Origin of the sequence: Xenophilus sp. (assembly GCF_044462705.1) — a bacterium.
In the GTDB taxonomy this organism is placed as follows: domain Bacteria; phylum Pseudomonadota; class Gammaproteobacteria; order Burkholderiales; family Burkholderiaceae_C; genus Xenophilus; species Xenophilus azovorans.
In genome coordinates, this window is sequence record NZ_JBIQNC010000099.1 from 2,558 (window position 1) to 18,289 (window position 15,732).

The following is a 15,732-nucleotide window of genomic DNA, read 5'->3' on the forward strand; positions in this document are numbered from 1 at the left end:
TGCTGGTGCCCGAGGAGCGGGTCGAGATCGTCGGCGAGGCGCTGGACGAACTCGATGCGCTGAGCGTGTCCGTGGAGGACGCGGATGCGCAGACCGAGGCCGAGCAGGCGCTGTTCGGCGAGCCCGGCATGCCGCCGCCGCGCGAGGGCTGGCAGCGCTCGCGCGTGGTGGCGCTCTTCGATGCCGAGGCGCCGGCCCGGCATGCGGCCGCGGTGCTGGCGGCGCAGGACTTCTTCGCGGACTGCCAGGTGATCGGCGTGGCGGAACTGCAGGACCAGGACTGGGTGCGCCTGACGCAATCCCAGTTCGCGCCGGTGGAGATCACGCCCAGCTTCTGGATCGTGCCCACCTGGCATGAGCCGCCGGCGCAGGCCGAGCGCATCATCCGGCTCGACCCGGGGCTGGCTTTCGGCACCGGCACGCATCCCACCACGCGCATGTGCCTGCGCTGGATCGCCCGGCAGGGCGAGGGCGGCGCCGGCCGGCGCGTGCTCGACTACGGCTGCGGCTCGGGCATCCTGGCCATCGGCGCGGCGAAGTTCGGCGCGCAGGAGATCGACGCGGTCGACATCGACCCGGCGGCTGTCGAGTCCACGCGGCTGAATGCCGAGGCCAACGGCGTGCGGCTGCGGGCCGCGCTGCCCGACGCGGCGCAGGGCCGCTACGACACGGTGCTTGCCAACATCCTCGCCACGCCGCTGAAGGTGCTGGCGCCGCTGCTGTGCGCGCACGTCGCCGAGGGCGGCTCGCTGGTGCTGGCCGGCATCCTGGAGCGCCAGGCCGACGAACTCAAGGCCGCGTACGCACCCCACCTCGCGCTGGAAGTGGCGGACGCGGAGGACGGCTGGATCCTCATGACGGGCCGCGGCTGAAGGCACGCCTGCACAGCGGAACGGCTCCTTACAATCCCTGCCCCATGAGTGCAGTGCCGGGGCCGGATCACACGAAGCGAAGACCTTGCCGCGGCGCGGTGCGGATGAGCGCGCGAGGCCCCGCCACGTGAGCCTCGTCACCCGATGCCCGGCCTGCGGCACCGCCTTCAAGGTGGTGCGCGACCAGTTGCGCATCTCCGACGGGTGGGTGCGGTGCGGGCGCTGCAGCGAGGTCTTCGACGCGATGCCTGGGCTCATGGACGACGCCGACGGTGCCGAGGGCGCGCCGGCGGAAGACCTCTCGCCGTCGCCGGCCTCGCAGCAGGCTGATCCCGCACCCGGCGACGCAACAGCATCGGAGCCGCCCGCGGCGCCTCAGCCGATGCCATCGCCCTGGCCGGATGCGCGGCTGCTCGACTTCTCCACCTCCGCGCCGGCCGCGGCGCCGGCTGGCATCGCTCCTCCCCTGACCACCGAAGTCCCATCGTCGATGGATGATGACGTCGGGCCCGACAAGGCGACGAGCTGGTTCAGCCGCCCCGACCTGCCCGTCATCGTGGCCGACGAGCCCTGGCCCGAGCTGCCGGCGCTGCCCGTGCAGGCCCCCGCGCCCGGCAGGTCCGAAGCGCCTTCGCCGGTGGACGAGGCCGTCGATGCGCAACTGCAGAAGGCCTTGCGGCGCGCCCGCATCCAGGCCCTGCGCGAAGCCCGGCGTCGAGAGCGTGCGCAGGCAGGAGAGGAGGGAGGCGCACCCATCGCGCCGGCACAGGCGCCTGCTGCTGCTGCGCCCGTGGACGAGCGGGCCGATCCGGGGCTGCCCGATGCGGTCGCGGTGGCGACCTTGCGCGAGGCGTCGAGCGACGTCGCCGTGCCTGTGGCAGCGCCCTCCGTGGCGCCCGCGCCGTCCTTCTTCGATGCGCCGCTGCCGGCTGCCGACACGCCGGCGAAGCCGGCCAGGGGGAAGGCGGCACTGTGGGGGACGGCCGTGGTGCTGGCCGCCCTGGCGCTGGTGTTCCAGGTGCTGCGCCACGAGCGCGAAACCCTGGCGGCCGGGCAGCCGGGCTGGCAGCCGCTGCTCGCCGCCGTGTGCGCGCTGAGCGGCTGCGAAATCGGCCCGCTGCGCCGCATCGATGCCGTGCACATCGAGGGCTCGGGCTTCACGCCGCGGCGCAACGCACCCGGCTACCGGCTGGACTTCACCCTGCGCAGCGCGTCGGCGCAGCCATTGCGCATGCCGTCCGTCGAACTCACCCTGCTGGACAGCAGCGAGCGCCCCGTGGTGCGGCGGGTGCTGCATCCGCAGGACATGGGCGCATCGGCCACGCTGGGCCCCCACGCGGAGCAGGCGGTGTCGCTGCCGATGACGCTGCAGCCGCCGGCAGGCGCCGCGCTGCCCGCCGTGATCGGCTACCGGCTGGTGCTTTTCTATCCCTGAGCGCTCTTCTTTCTTTTCACCTTCTCGTCTGGATCTCTCATGGCAGCAGTGATTTGCGGTTCCCTGGCTTTCGACACCATCATGGGCTTCGAGGGGCGCTTTGCCGAGCAGATCCTTCCCGATCAACTGCACATCCTGAACGTGTCCTTCCTCGTGCCCTCGCTGCGCCGCGACTTCGGCGGCTGCGCGGGCAACATCGCCTACGCGCTGAATGCGCTGGGCGGCCAGGCGCTGCCGATGGCGGCGGTGGGCAGCGACGGCGCCGACTATGTGCAGCGCCTGCGCGAGCTGGGCATCGGCACCGAGTTCGTCCGCGAGATCGAGGACACCTACACGGCGCAGGCGATGATCATGACCGACCGGGACAACAACCAGATCACCGCCTTCCATCCCGGCGCGATGCAGCAGGCGCACCTCACGTGCGTCGAGCCGCGCGCCGACATCCGCCTGGGCATCATCGCGCCGGACGGCCGCGATGCGATGCTGCAGCACGCCGAGCAGTTCAAGGCCGCCGGCATCCCCTTCGTGTTCGACCCCGGCCAGGGCCTGCCGATGTTCGGCGGCGAGGAACTGGCGCGCTTCGTCGACCAGGCCGACTGGGTGGTGGTCAACGACTACGAGGGCAAGATGCTCAGCGAGCGCACCGGCTGGAGCAGCGAAGAGATGTCGCGCCGCGTGAAGGGCCTGGTCGTCACCCTCGGCGCCGAGGGGTGCGAGCTGTGGGAGGACGGCCGCGCCACCCACGTGCCGGCCGTGCAGCCCGAGGCCGTGGTGGACCCCACGGGCTGCGGCGACGCCTGGCGCGGCGCCCTGCTGTACGGGCTGGAGCAGGGCTGGGACCTGCGGCGCTGCGCGGAACTCGGCAACCGCCTGGGCGCGCTGAAGATCGCGGTGCGCGGGCCGCAGAACTACACGGTGGACCGGCAGGCCCTGGGCCTCTGAGCAGAAAAAAAGCAAAAAGGCCCGGCACCTTTCGATACCGGGCCTTGGACGGAAGGCGAGCCGCTTAGGGCTTGCTGGCCGTCGGGAAGGGCCAGGCGGCCTGCGGGTTCAGCGTCGTCTGCGCCGCGGGGGCGGGCGCAGGGGCGGCGGCTTTCGCGGGAGCAGGCTTGGCGGCCTTCTTGGCGGCAGGCTTCTTGGCAGCGGGCTTTTTCGCAGCCTTCTTCGCCGCCGCCTTCTTGGCGGGGGCCTTCTTCGCTGCAGCCTTCTTCGCAGGCGCCTTCTTGGCGACGGCCTTCTTGGCAGCAGCCTTCTTGGCCGGCGCCTTCTTGGCAGCGACCTTCTTCGCCGGCGCCTTCTTCGCCGCCGCCTTCTTGGCGGGAGCCTTCTTCGCCGCGACCTTCTTGGCCGGCGCCTTCTTGGCTGCGACCTTCTTCGCAGGCGCCTTCTTGGCCGCGACCTTCTTGGCTGCAACCTTCTTCGCCGGCGCCTTCTTGGCGACGACCTTCTTGGCTGCGACCTTCTTCGCCGGTGCCTTCTTGGCTGCGACCTTCTTGGCCGGTGCCTTCTTCGCGGCCGCTTTCTTCGCCGGTGCTTTCTTTGCAGTTGCCATTTCTTTCTCCTTGATCAAGTTGAAAACATCAACCTCTGGAAGCACTCCATGCATCGTCTGCGAGCATGAAGCGATTCATGGCGTTGGAGCAGACTCCAGCGCCATGAACACGGGAACCCCGGCCGCTGCACTCTGCGGTGCATGGAGCGGACGGGGTGATTCTTGAATCCATTCTTTCTAGTTCTTGGAAATTCAATCCCAGGACAGAGCGCCACCCGACTGGTATTCGATCACGCGGGTCTCGAAGAAATTGCGCTCTTTCTTCAGGTCGATCATCTCGCTCATCCAGGGGAACGGGTTTTCCTCGTTCGGGAAGAGCGCTTCGAGGCCGATCTGCGTGGCCCGCCGGTTGGCGATGTAGCGCAGGTAGCCCTTGAACATGGAGGCATTCATGCCGAGAACACCGCGCGGCATGGTGTCTTCGGCGTAGCGGTACTCGAGCTCGACCGCCTTCTGGAACAGGCCCTTGATCTCGGCCTTGAACTCGGGCGTCCACAGGTGCGGGTTCTCGAGCTTGAGCTGGTTGATCAGGTCGATGCCGAAGTTGCAGTGCATCGACTCGTCGCGCAGGATGTACTGGTACTGCTCGGCAGCGCCGGTCATCTTGTTCTGCCGGCCCAGCGCCAGGATCTGGGTGAAGCCGACGTAGAAGAACAGGCCTTCCATCAGGCAGGCGAAGACGATCAGGCTCTTGAGCAGCGTCTGGTCGTTCTCGGGTGTGCCGGTGTGGAAGTCGGGGTCCATGATCGCGTCGATGAACGGGATCAGGAACTCGTCCTTGTCGCGGATCGACTGCACCTCGTTGTAGGCGTTGAAGATCTCGGCCTCGTCCAGGCCCAGCGACTCGACGATGTACTGGTAGGCGTGGGTGTGGATCGCTTCCTCGAAGGCCTGGCGCAGCAGGAACTGGCGGCACTCCGGCGCCGTGATGTGGCGGTAGGTGCCCAGCACGATGTTGTTGGCGGCCAGCGAGTCGGCGGTGACGAAGAAGCCGAGGTTGCGCTTGACGATGCGGCGCTCGTCCTCGGTCAGCCCGTTCGGGTCCTTCCAGAGGGCGATGTCGCGGTTCATGTTCACTTCCTGCGGCATCCAGTGGTTGGCGCAGGTGGCCAGGTACTTCTCCCAGGCCCACTTGTACTTGAACGGCACCAGCTGGTTGACGTCGGTCTGGCCGTTGATGATGCGCTTGTCGGCGGCGTTGACGCGGCGGGTGGAATGCGAAGGTGCCGAGGCGGCAGGCGCCGGCGCGGCGGGCGCGAAGCTGTGCGTGGCGAGGGCCGGCTGCGCGGCGGAAGAAGTCGGCGGGGCCGCCATCGATGCGCCAGCGGTGGCGGTCGATGCTGTGTGCGGCTGGCTCCTCGGCGTGGAGGGCTTGACTTCGTCGTCCCAGGTCAACATAGAAAAATCCAATGCTCAATTATCAGAGCAACCGATGCGCGTTGAAAAGTTGTCCGCATGCATCGTGCTCGAATTCTGTTGTGCGAAGGCATCGTGCGTGTCGGCCGATGCCGAGAAGGTGGAGAAGAAAACGGTCCGCATGCGGACCGTTGTTCATTCATCGACTCACTGGCAGGCCTCGCAGCCCGGGTCGTCGATCGCGCAGAACTTGATGTCGGTGGCCGGCGTGTTGTCGGCGGCCTGCGCCTGCGCCATCTGTGCCTGCGCCGCGGCGGCGGCGCGCTCGAGCGCACTCGGCTGAGCCGCTGCCGCGAGGCCGCCGCCCGCATCGGAGGACACGGCGTTCAGCCGGCCCGACTGCACGGTGGACTTCTCGGCGTGCGTGGCGCTGATGGTGCGCAGGTAGTAGGTGGTCTTCAGGCCGCGCGTCCAGGCCAGCGTGTAGGTGTCGTGCAGCTTCTTGCCCGAAGCGCCGGACATGTAGATGTTCAGGCTCTGCGCCTGGTCGATCCACTTCTGGCGCCGCGCCGCGGCCTCGACCAGCCATTGCGGCTCGATCTCGAAGGCGGTGGCGTAGAGCTGCTTGATGTCCTGCGGCACGCGGTCGATGGGGCGCAGCGACCCGTCGAAGTGCTTGAGGTCCATCACCATCACGTCGTCCCACAGGCCCAGGCGCTTGAGGTCGCGCACCAGGTAGTGGTTGATCACGGTGAACTCGCCCGACAGGTTGGACTTGACCGACAGGTTGCCGAAGCAGGGCTCGATGGAGGCGTCCACCCCGATGATGTTGGAGATGGTCGCCGTCGGCGCGATGGCCACGCAGTTGGAGTTGCGCATGCCGTCGCGGGCGATCTTGGCGCGCAGGGCGTCCCAGTCCAGCGTGCTGGAGCGGTCGATCTCGACGTAGCCGCCGCGCGCCTGCTCCAGCAGGCCCAGCGAGTCCATCGGCAGGACGCCCTTGTCCCACAGCGAACCCTTGAAGCTGGAGTACTTGCCGCGCTCGGCCGCCAGCTCGGTGGAGGCCCAGTAGGCGTGGTAGCAGACGGCTTCCATCGAGCGGTCGGCGAAATCGACCGCCTCCTGGCTGGCGTAGGGGATGCGCAGCTCGTACAGCGCGTCCTGGAAGCCCATCACGCCCAGGCCGACCGGGCGGTGGCGCAGGTTGGAGTCGCGCGCCTTCTTCACGGCGTAGTAGTTGATGTCGATGACGTTGTCGAGCATGCGCATCGCCGTCGAGATCGTCTTCTTCAGCTTCTCGTGGTCGACGCCGCCGTCCTTCAGGTGCTGCAGCAGGTTGACCGAGCCCAGATTGCACACGGCCGTCTCGGTGTCGCTGGTGTTCAGCGTGATCTCGGTGCACAGGTTGGAGCTGTGCACCACGCCCACGTGCTGCTGCGGCGAGCGCACGTTGCAGGCGTCCTTGAAGGTGATCCAGGGATGGCCGGTCTCGAACAGCATCGAGAGCATCTTGCGCCACAGGTCGGTGGCCGGCACTGTCTTGCTGGGCTTGATCTCGCCGCGGGCGGCCTTTTCCTCGTAGGCGACGTAGGCGCGCTCGAAGTCGGCGCCGAACAGGTCGTGCAGGTCGGGACAGGAGGAGGGCGAGAACAGCGTCCAGCTGCCCTTTTCCATCACGCGGCGCATGAACAGGTCGGGGATCCAGTTGGCCGTGTTCATGTCATGCGTGCGGCGGCGGTCGTCGCCGGTGTTCTTGCGCAGCTCCAGGAACTCCTCGATGTCCAGGTGCCAGGTCTCAAGATACGTGCAGACGGCGCCCTTGCGCTTGCCGCCCTGGTTGACGGCCACGGCGGTGTCGTTGACCACCTTGAGGAAGGGCACGACGCCCTGCGACTCGCCGTTGGTGCCCTTGATGTGGCTGCCCAGGGCGCGCACGCGGGTCCAGTCGTTGCCCAGGCCGCCGGCGAACTTCGAGAGGAGCGCGTTCTCCTTGATCGACTCGTAGATGCCGTCCAGGTCGTCCGGCACCGTGGTCAGGTAGCAGGACGAGAGCTGCGAGCGCAGCGTGCCGCTGTTGAAGAGCGTGGGCGTCGAGGACATGAAGTCGAAGCTCGACAGCACCTCGTAGAACTCGATGGCGCGCGCCTCGCGGTCGATCTCGTTCAGGGCCAGGCCCATCGCCACGCGCATGAAGAAGGCCTGCGGCAGCTCGATGCGGGTCTTGCGCACGTGCAGGAAGTAGCGGTCGTACAGGGTCTGCAGGCCCAGGTAGTCGAACTTCAGGTCGCGCTCGGCCTTCAGCGCCGCGCCCATGCGGGCCAGGTCGTACTGCAGCAGCTTCTCGTCCAGCAGCTCGGCCTCCACGCCCCGCTTGATGAACTGCGGGAAGTAGTCGGCATAGGCGGTGCCCATCTCGGCCTGCGTGGTCTCGCGGCCCAGCACTTCCTTCAGGATGGTGTGCAGCAGCAGGCGCGCGGTGGCGTAGGTGTAGTCCGGGTCCTTCTCGATCAGGGTGCGGGCGGCCAGGATCGAGGCCTTGTAGACCTCGTCCAGCGGCACGCCGTCGTACAGGTTGCGCATGGTCTCGGCCACGATGGGCTCGGCCTTGACGCCCTCGCCCAGCCCGGCGCAGGCCGACTGCAGCAGCGCGTGCAGCGCGTTCACGTCCAGCGGCACGCGCTCGCCGCCGTCCAGCACGTGGATCTGCGGCAGCGCCGCCGGCGCAGCCTGCTCGCCCTGCTTCAGGCGCTCCTGCGCGCGGCGCTCGCGGTACAGCACGTAGGCGCGCGCCACCTCGTGGTGGCCACCGCGCATCAGGCCCAGCTCGACGCTGTCCTGCACGTCCTCGATGTGGAAGGTGCCGCCGCCCGGGCGCGAGCGCACCAGTGCCTTGATCACGGCCTGCGTCAGGCCCTCGACCGTCTCGCGCACGCTGGCCGAGGCCGCGCCCTGGGTGCCGTGCACGGCCAGGAAGGCCTTCATCATCGCCACCGCGATCTTGTCGGGCGCGAAGGGCACCACGGCGCCGTTGCGGCGGATGATCTGGTAGTGGGCGAGGGCAGGCCCGGCGGCGCCCGCCACGTCACGCCCGGGCGAGGCGGCCTGGGGCGGCGTGGCACGGGGCGTCGTCGGGGTGGTCTGGGCAGCTTGCATTGGGTGTGTTCCTCGGGTTCCTGCGTTGGTTGTCATGGACCGTGCCGGGCGCTGTCGCGAACGGCGGGGCTGGTCAGGCGAGGCACACTATATCTAGGGGGGAATGGGGGTTCAAGGCACTAGATGTAGTGTTTTTCACGAACGTCAACGGCAACGTTGCGAATCTTGTCCCGCGGGAGCGGCGCCTTGTGCCGCATCTGGGTTGGCACTGCTTGCTCCGACCCAGCAGCGATGCGGCCTCGGAGGCGATTCAGGCCGGCAGGCCGCATGGTTGCTGCATGGCGGGCGATGCTGCAGCGCCAGGGTGCGGCCGGGAGGGGACCCTTCCCGCGGCGGCCGTCCGATAGAAAAAATTCAGCGCGTCCCCGGGGGAAATGCCTCGGCCGGCCAGCCCAGCGCCGCCCGCAGCCGCGGCCAGTCGAAGCCGGGGCCGGGGTCCTGCTTGCGGCCGGGCGCGATGTGCTCGTGGCCGGCCACGTACCGCACCGGATAGCGCCGGGCGATGGCCGGGCACAGGTGCGCGAGCGCCTCGTACTGGGCGGGCTCGAACGGCCCGCCCTCCAGCCCTTCGAGCTCGATGCCGACAGAGTCGTCGTTGCAGTCGGCGCGGCCGCGCCAGCACGAGGCGCCGGCATGCCAGGCGCGGTCGTCGCAGCCGACGAACTGCCAGAGCGTGCCGTCGCGCCGCACGTAGAAGTGCGCCGAGACCTCGATGCCGCGGATCTGCTCGAAGTAGGGGTGCGCGGACCAGTCCAGCCGGTTGGTGAAGAGCCGCTGCACTTCGTCGCCGCCGTACTGGCCCGGCGGCAGGCTGATCGAGTGCAGCACGATCAGGTCGACGCAGGCGCCGGCCGGGCGCGGGCCGAAGTTGGGCGATGCCAGCCGGTGCGCGGATGCGTACCAGCCGCCTTCCTGCCACGGCGTGGTGGCGGCGGGCGCATCAGCCATCGTCGCCCGAGGGCATGGGGATGCCCAGCCGCACGATGCGGTAGCGGATCTGCCGCAGGCTCAGGCCGAGGCACTGGGCGGCCGCGGTGCGGTTGAAGCCGGTCTCCTGCAGCGCGCGCAGCAGGATCTCGCGCTCCTTGTCGTCGAGGTAGCGCTGCAGGTCGCTGGGCATGGCGTCGGTCGTCGGCCGTGCCGTCGGCGCCGCCGCCTCCGGCAGCAGGCCGTCCGGCGGGAACAGTGCCGGCGCGTCGCCGGCTCCGTGCGATGCCTCGTCGTCGGCGGGAGGCAGGCCGTCGCCGGCGTCGAGTTCCATCGACAGCTCGCCGCCCTCGCTCAGCGCCACCGCGCGGTGCAGCAGGTTCTCCAGCTCGCGCACGTTGCCGTGCAGCGGCTGCCGGCGCAGCGCGTCCAGCGCGCGGGCCGACAGGGCCGGCACGGGCATGCCGGCCTCCTGGCCGATGCGCTGCAGCAGCGCGGTGCACAGGGCCGGCAGGTCCTCGCGCCGCTCGCGCAGCGGCGGCAGCATCAGCTCGATCACGTTGAGGCGGTAGTACAGGTCCTGCCGGAAGCGGCCGGCCTGCACCTCGGCCTGCAGGTCCTTGTGGGTGGCGCTGACGATGCGCACGTCCACCGCGTCCTCCTGCGTGGAGCCGATGGGGCGCACGCTGCGCTCCTGGATGGCGCGCAGCAGCTTGGACTGCATCGCCAGCGGCAGGTCGCCGATCTCGTCGAGGAAGAGGGTGCCGCCGCGGGCCGCCTGGAAGTAGCCGTCGCGGTCCTGCGCCGAGCCGGTGTACGAGCCCTTGCGCGCGCCGAAGAACTCGGCCTCCAGCAGGTTCTCGGGGATCGCGCCGCAGTTGACGGCGACGAAGGGGCCGTCGCCGCGCTGGCTGCAGGCGTGCACGGCGCGCGCCACCAGCTCCTTGCCGGTGCCGGACTCGCCGCGCACCAGCACCGGCGCCATGCCGCGCGCGACCTTGACGATGCGTGCCTTCACCAGCCGCATCGGCTCCGATTCGCCGACCAGCCGCTCGAGCGCGCCGGTGGCCTGCGTCGTCACCGGTGCCGGGTCGGGCGCCGCGCCCGGCGGCGCCGGCGCGGGGCGCGGCGCGGTGGCCTGCTCGTGCACGGCCGAGGCGACCACCGCGCGGAACTGCTTCAGGTCCACCGGCTTGGTGAGGTAGTCGAAGGCGCCGGCCTTCAGCGCCTCGACCGCGTTCTCGGCCGAGCCGTAGGCCGTCATCACCACGCAGCGCTCGGCGCGCTGGCGCTGCTGCAGGCGGTGCAGCAGCTCCATGCCCAGGCCGTCGGGCAGGCGCATGTCGGTGATCACGGCGTCGAAGCGGCCGGCCTCCAGGTGCTGCCAGGCCTCGGCCACGCTGCCGGCGGCCTCGACGCGGTAGCCCTCGCGCAGCAGCGTCATCTCGTACAGGGTGCGCAGGTCGGGCTCGTCGTCGACGACGAGGATCTGCGCTGCACTGCGGGCGGTGGGGCTGTTCACGCCGCTATTGTGGCAAACGCTCCTGCGCCGCCGGTGCGGTCTGCGCGGCCGGCGCGAAGCTGATCACGAAGGCGTTGCCTTCCGGCCCGTCGCCGTCGAGCGTGCGCCGCTCGTAGCCGATGGCGCCGCCGTGGCGCCCGCACAGCTCGCGGCAGATGTACAGGCCGAGGCCGCTGGAGCGGCTTTCGGACGAGAAGAAAGGCTCGAACAGGTGGCGCTGCACGGCCGGGTCCAGCGGCGCGCCGTCGCTCCACACCAGCAGCTGCGGCCGGCCCTGCGGCGGCCAGGCGGTGACGACCTGGATCGCGCCTTCCTCCTGGCTGGCGTAGCGCGCCGCGTTGTCCAGCAGGTTGACCAGGATGCGCCGCAGGTGCTCGGCCTCGAAGCGCACCTGCGCCTGGGCGCCCAGCGCATGCCGCACGCCCGCGCGCCCGGTCTGCTGCACCCATTCCTCGACCATGGTGAGCACCATCGGGTCGAGCATGAGCTGCTCGCCCTCCAGCGGCAGCGCCCGCTGCTGGCGCGCGCGCGAGACGTCCAGCACATCGTCCACGATGCGCGCTAGGCGCTGCGCGTTGTGCTGCACCATCTCGTTCAGGCGCCGCTGGCCGGGGTCGGTCAGGTCCTCCGACAGCAGCGCGCTGGCCTGCGCGATGGCGGCCAGCGGGTTGCGGATCTCGTGCGCCACCGCGGCCGACATGCGGCCCATCGCGGCCAGCTTCTCGGTGCGGATGCGCGCCTCCAGCTCGCGCAGGTCCTGCAGGAACATCACGCACAGCCCCTCGGTGCGCGCTCCGGCCGCCGGCGTGAGGCGGGTGCGCACCCGCAGCTCGCGCGGGGCGCCGCGCGCCTGGGCGATCGGCAGCTCGGCCGACTGCGCGCTGCGGCGCTGGAAGGTGCGCGCCGCCAGTTGCGCCAGCGCGTGCCAGGCGGGCTGGTTCTCCAGCGCGAAGGGCATGTCGGCCGCGCCCAGGCCGCGCCCGAGGATCGCGTCCGCCGCCGGGTTGGCCGCCTGCACGCGGCCGTCCAGGTCGATCACCAGCACGCCCTCGCCCAGCGCCTCGATCACCAGCGCGTTGACCTGCGCCTGCATCTGCGCCGTGCTGCGGCTGTGCAGCGAGCGCTCCTCCTCGCGCGCCAGCCGCAGCGCCAACTGGTGCGCCAGCAGCGAGACGACGAACAGGCCCGTGCCCGTGAGCGCCGCCTGCAGGAAGCGCGCGGGCGCGTCGGCCCCCTGCAGCAGCTGGTAGCGCAGCGCGTCGCCCAGCAGCAGCAGCGTGACGAGGGCCGTGGTCGCCAGCCCCACAGGCAGCGAGCCGACCACGGCGCCCATCAGCACCGGCAGCGCGAACAGCGGCGTGTAGTTGATGCTCGCCGCCTGCAGGGTCTGGAGCACGGCGAAGGTGGCCAGGTCCACCCCGATGCTGCCCAGCCAGGCCAGGCCCATGCCGCGCAGCGGCGGGCGCGGATGCAGGTAGCGCGTGCCCAGCAGCGCCGCCGCGAAATACGCGACCGACACGCCCAGCGCCAGGTGGTTGAGCGGCTGCCCCAGCGCGAAGGTCACGCCCTGCAGCAGCACCAGCACCACGCCGACGAACACGCGCGCTGTCATGAAGCCGCGCCACAGGCGCACCAGCCCGCCCGAGCCGCGCGGCGTCAGCGCGCCGCTGCCGGTGTCCAGGCCGGCCCAGTCCGTGGCCGGAGCACCGCCGCGCGACCAGGGGGAGGCCATCGAGCTACCCAGGATGCCGGGCGTCGTCCGCATCGCACGAGGCGAAGCGGTACTGGCGGCCGCGGAGCAGGCCATGCGCGAACACGCACGGAACGGGCTTTGTCCGGCCGTCGCGTGTGCCCCCTTGAGGGGGTTGGCGAAGCGGAACGAAGTCCGCGAAGCCTGGGGGTGTTTTCATGTTTCGCCGAGGCGGCGATGCGTTTCGCTGCAGTAGCTGCCCTGCCGGCCGGCCACCGCATCGGCGGCGGGCAGGTGCACGCCGCAGTGCGCGCAGCGCAGCATGGCCTGCGGGCCGGGCACGGCGCGCGGACGGGCCGCGGCGCGCTCCTGCGCTTCCTCGCGGCGGTTCTGGCGCCAGACCCAGATCGCCACCACGACCACCGCCAGCACGATCAGGTACTTCATGCGACGCCGCGCCCCAGGATCACTTCCAGCACGAAGCGCGAGCCCACGTAGGCCAGCAGCAGCAGGGCCGCGCCGGCGTAGAGCACGCGCAGCGCGATGCGGCCGCGCCAGCCGAAGCGCGCGCGCCCCAGCAGCAGCACGGCGAAGGCCAGCCAGGCCAGCACCGAGAACACGCTCTTGTGGTCCCACTTCCAGCCGCGCACCGAGGGGCCGTACAACTGCTCGCTGAACAGCAGGCCGGCGGCCAGGGTGGCCGTCAGCAGCACGAAGCCGGCGGTGACGAAGCGGAAGGTCAGGCGCTCCAGCGTCAGCAGCGGCAGGCCGGCCTGCGGCTCGGCCGCCTGGCGGATCTGCTTCTCGGCGCGCCGCATCAGCCAGGCATGCACCACCGCGGCGGCGAACAGGCCGTAGGAGGCGATGCCCAGCGCCAGGTGCAGCGGCAGCCAGGGCGAGGCCGCCACGTGCAGCGGCGCGCCCGGGAAGACCGCCGCCAGCAGCACCGCCACGCCGCCCAGCACGGCCAGCGCGCGGCGCACGGTGAGCTGCGGGAAGAGGCGGCTCTCGACGGCGTAGACCGTCAGCACCAGCCAGGCCGTGACGGACAGGGCGGGCGCCCAGCCGAAACGGGCCTCGCGGCCGAGCAGGCCGGTGCCGAGGGTGAGCGCATGCAGGATCCAGGCGAGCGCGAACAGGCCCTGGGTGCCCTGGCGGCCGAGCCGCGTCGCCGCGGCGGCGGCCACGCCGTAGGCGGCCGCGGTGGCGATGCCCAGTGCCACGCTGAGCGGGGAGGGGCTCGCTAGAATCATCCGGGCGAGTTTAGCGGCTCGCCCTTTCCTTTTCGGGTGGTGCAACGCCGCCCCTCACGCCCTTCCGCTTTCCCTCCGGACACTCCCCCATGGCCACCGCCCTCTCCGACAAGTTCTCGCGCCTCGTCAAGCAGATGAGCGGCCAGGCGCGCATCACCGAAGCCAACGTGCAGGACATGATGCGCGAGGTGCGCATGGCGCTGCTGGAGGCCGACGTGGCGCTGCCGGTGGTGCGCGACTTCGTCGCCCGCGTCAAGGACAAGGCGATGGGCGAGGAGGTGCTGGGCTCGCTCAAGCCAGGGCAGGCGCTGGTGGGCATCGTGCACCGCGAGCTGGCGGCGACGATGGGCGAGGGCGTGTCCGACATCAACCTCGCCGCGCAGCCGCCGGCCGTGATCCTGATGGCCGGCCTGCAGGGCGCCGGCAAGACCACCACCACCGCCAAGCTGGCCAAGCACCTGATCGAGAAGCGCAAGAAGAAGGTGCTGACGGTGTCGGGCGACGTCTACCGCCCGGCCGCCATCGAGCAGCTCAAGACGGTGACGAAGCAGGCCGGCGCCGAGTGGTTCCCCAGCACGCCCGATCAGAAGCCGCTGGACATCGCCGCCGCCGCGCTGGACTACGCGAAGAAGCACCACTTCGACGTGCTGCTGGTCGACACCGCCGGCCGCCTCGCCATCGACGAGGTGCTGATGGAGGAGATCAAGTCGCTGCACGGCGCGCTCAAGCCGGTGGAGACGCTGTTCGTCGTCGACGCCATGCAGGGCCAGGACGCGGTCAACACCGCCAAGGCCTTCAAGGACGCGCTGCCGCTCACCGGCATCGTGCTGACCAAGATGGACGGCGACTCGCGCGGCGGCGCCGCGCTGTCGGTGCGGCAGATCACCGGCGTGCCGATCAAGTTCGCGGGCGTCTCCGAGAAGATCGACGGCCTGGAGGCCTTCGACGCCGAGCGCCATGCCGGCCGCATCCTGGGCATGGGCGACATCGTGGCGCTGGTCGAGCAGGTCTCGGCCGGCGTGGACGTGGAAGCCGCCAAGAAGCTGGCCAGCAAGGTCAAGAGCGGCCACTTCGACCTGGAGGACTTCCTCGCCCAGCTGCAGCAGATGAAGCAGATGGGCGGCCTGTCGGGCCTGATGGACAAGCTGCCCGCGCAGCTGGCCGGCAAGGCCACCGACGCGGACTTGACGCGCGCCGAGCGCGACATCCGCCGCAAGGAGGGGATCATCCACAGCATGACCCCGACCGAGCGCCGCAAGCCCGAGATCATCAAGGCCACCCGCAAGAAGCGCATCGCCGCCGGCGCCGGCGTGCAGGTGCAGGAAGTCAACCGCCTGCTGGGCGAGTTCGAGCAGATGCAGGGGATGATGAAGAAGATGAAGGGCGGCGGCCTGATGAAGATGATGAAGCGCCTGGGCGGCGCCAAGGGCTTCCCCGGCATGGGCGGCCCCGGCGGGCCGGGCGGCCTGCCGCGCTTCTGATCCCTGCGCACCGCCGAACGGCCTAAGCCGCCGGCCAGCACTTCCGGCGAATGGCCTGCCGGGGCCGCGCCTGCCCACAATGCGCGCCATCCCAGGCAAGAGGAGGCGCGCCATGGCCACCCGCAAAGCCGCCCGCCGGCCCGCCGTCCAGGCGCTGCCCGCGCGCGATGTCGTCAAGGCCGACCCGATCGACTTCCGCGACCGCCTCTACGTGCCGCCGGTGCGCCTGCGCCCGGGCGCCGAACTGCGGCCGGCGCGCGCCGTGCCGGTGCTGAACCAGGGCCGCACCAGCGCCTGCACCGGCTTCGCGCTCGCCACCGTCGTGCACTGGCTGCTCTCGGCCGACGGCGAGGCGGCCGAGCAGGTCTCGCCCTTCATGATCTATTCGATGGCGCGGCGCTACGACGAATTCCGCGGCGCCACGCAGGACACCGGCTCCAGCCTGCGCGGCGCGCTCAAGGGCTGGCACAAGCACGGCGTCTGCCGGCGCG

The 15,732-nt window shown here is 70.6% G+C and carries 12 protein-coding genes and 1 pseudogene; 5 read left to right on the forward strand and 8 right to left on the reverse strand.

Features of this window, described 5'->3' with window-relative positions; genetic code table 11:
- Positions 1-2: 2 nt before the first annotated feature.
- From prmA to ACIY1X_RS15325, 3 genes are all read left to right on the forward strand, one after another.
- Positions 3-872: a 50S ribosomal protein L11 methyltransferase gene (gene prmA, locus ACIY1X_RS15315; RefSeq protein ID WP_399681940.1), complete on the forward strand. Its 870-nt coding sequence runs from the start codon at positions 3-5 to the stop codon at positions 870-872.
- Between the two features lie 127 nt (positions 873-999).
- Positions 1,000-2,307 carry a DUF3426 domain-containing protein gene (locus ACIY1X_RS15320; protein ID WP_399681942.1) on the forward strand — a complete coding sequence of 436 codons (1,308 nt, stop codon included), beginning with the start codon at positions 1,000-1,002 and terminating at the stop codon, positions 2,305-2,307.
- A gap of 39 nt (positions 2,308-2,346) precedes the next feature.
- Positions 2,347-3,249: a carbohydrate kinase family protein gene (locus tag ACIY1X_RS15325; RefSeq protein WP_399681944.1), complete on the forward strand. Its 903-nt coding sequence runs from the start codon at positions 2,347-2,349 to the stop codon at positions 3,247-3,249.
- Between the two features lie 64 nt (positions 3,250-3,313).
- Here the strand turns inward: ACIY1X_RS15325 and ACIY1X_RS15330 are convergent, their stop codons facing one another.
- The 8 genes from ACIY1X_RS15330 to ACIY1X_RS15365 form a co-directional block, all read right to left on the reverse strand.
- A complete protein-coding gene (locus ACIY1X_RS15330) occupies positions 3,314-3,859 on the reverse strand; it encodes a histone H1-like DNA-binding protein (RefSeq protein ID WP_399681954.1) in 546 nt (181 codons plus the stop codon).
- 192 nt (positions 3,860-4,051) lie between these two features.
- The gene (locus ACIY1X_RS15335; protein WP_399681946.1) at positions 4,052-5,257 is read right to left on the reverse strand and encodes a ribonucleotide-diphosphate reductase subunit beta; all 1,206 of its coding nucleotides are present in this window, start codon (positions 5,255-5,257) and stop codon (positions 4,052-4,054) included.
- A gap of 165 nt (positions 5,258-5,422) precedes the next feature.
- Complete coding sequence (locus ACIY1X_RS15340) at positions 5,423-8,368, reverse strand: ribonucleoside-diphosphate reductase subunit alpha (protein ID WP_038210529.1); 2,946 nt, start codon at positions 8,366-8,368, stop codon at positions 5,423-5,425.
- Between the two features lie 354 nt (positions 8,369-8,722).
- A complete protein-coding gene (gene ampD / locus ACIY1X_RS15345; protein WP_038210531.1) occupies positions 8,723-9,316 on the reverse strand; it encodes a 1,6-anhydro-N-acetylmuramyl-L-alanine amidase AmpD in 594 nt (197 codons plus the stop codon).
- Entirely contained in the window at positions 9,309-10,817 is a 1,509-nt protein-coding gene (locus tag ACIY1X_RS15350; RefSeq protein ID WP_399681949.1) for a sigma-54-dependent transcriptional regulator, read from the reverse strand. The genes ampD and ACIY1X_RS15350 overlap by 8 nt, the downstream gene beginning before the upstream one ends.
- A gap of 4 nt (positions 10,818-10,821) precedes the next feature.
- On the reverse strand, positions 10,822-12,549 hold the full coding sequence (locus ACIY1X_RS15355) for a PAS domain-containing sensor histidine kinase (RefSeq protein ID WP_038210535.1): 1,728 nt from the start codon (positions 12,547-12,549) through the stop codon (positions 10,822-10,824).
- 174 nt (positions 12,550-12,723) lie between these two features.
- Positions 12,724-12,954, reverse strand: coding sequence for a PP0621 family protein (locus ACIY1X_RS15360; RefSeq protein ID WP_038210536.1), 231 nt, complete (start codon positions 12,952-12,954; stop codon positions 12,724-12,726).
- Positions 12,951-13,760 (reverse strand): inner membrane protein YpjD, encoded by an 810-nt coding sequence (locus ACIY1X_RS15365; RefSeq protein ID WP_038210537.1) that lies wholly within the window; start codon positions 13,758-13,760, stop codon positions 12,951-12,953. The genes ACIY1X_RS15360 and ACIY1X_RS15365 overlap by 4 nt, the downstream gene beginning before the upstream one ends.
- Positions 13,761-13,849: 89 nt before the next feature.
- Here ACIY1X_RS15365 and ffh point away from each other — a divergent pair, with 89 nt between their 5' ends.
- Positions 13,850-15,241 (forward strand): signal recognition particle protein, encoded by a 1,392-nt coding sequence (ffh, locus tag ACIY1X_RS15370; RefSeq protein WP_038210539.1) that lies wholly within the window; start codon positions 13,850-13,852, stop codon positions 15,239-15,241.
- Positions 15,242-15,353: 112 nt separating this feature from the next.
- Positions 15,354-15,732: pseudogene (locus ACIY1X_RS15375) on the forward strand (hypothetical protein); the annotation flags it as partial.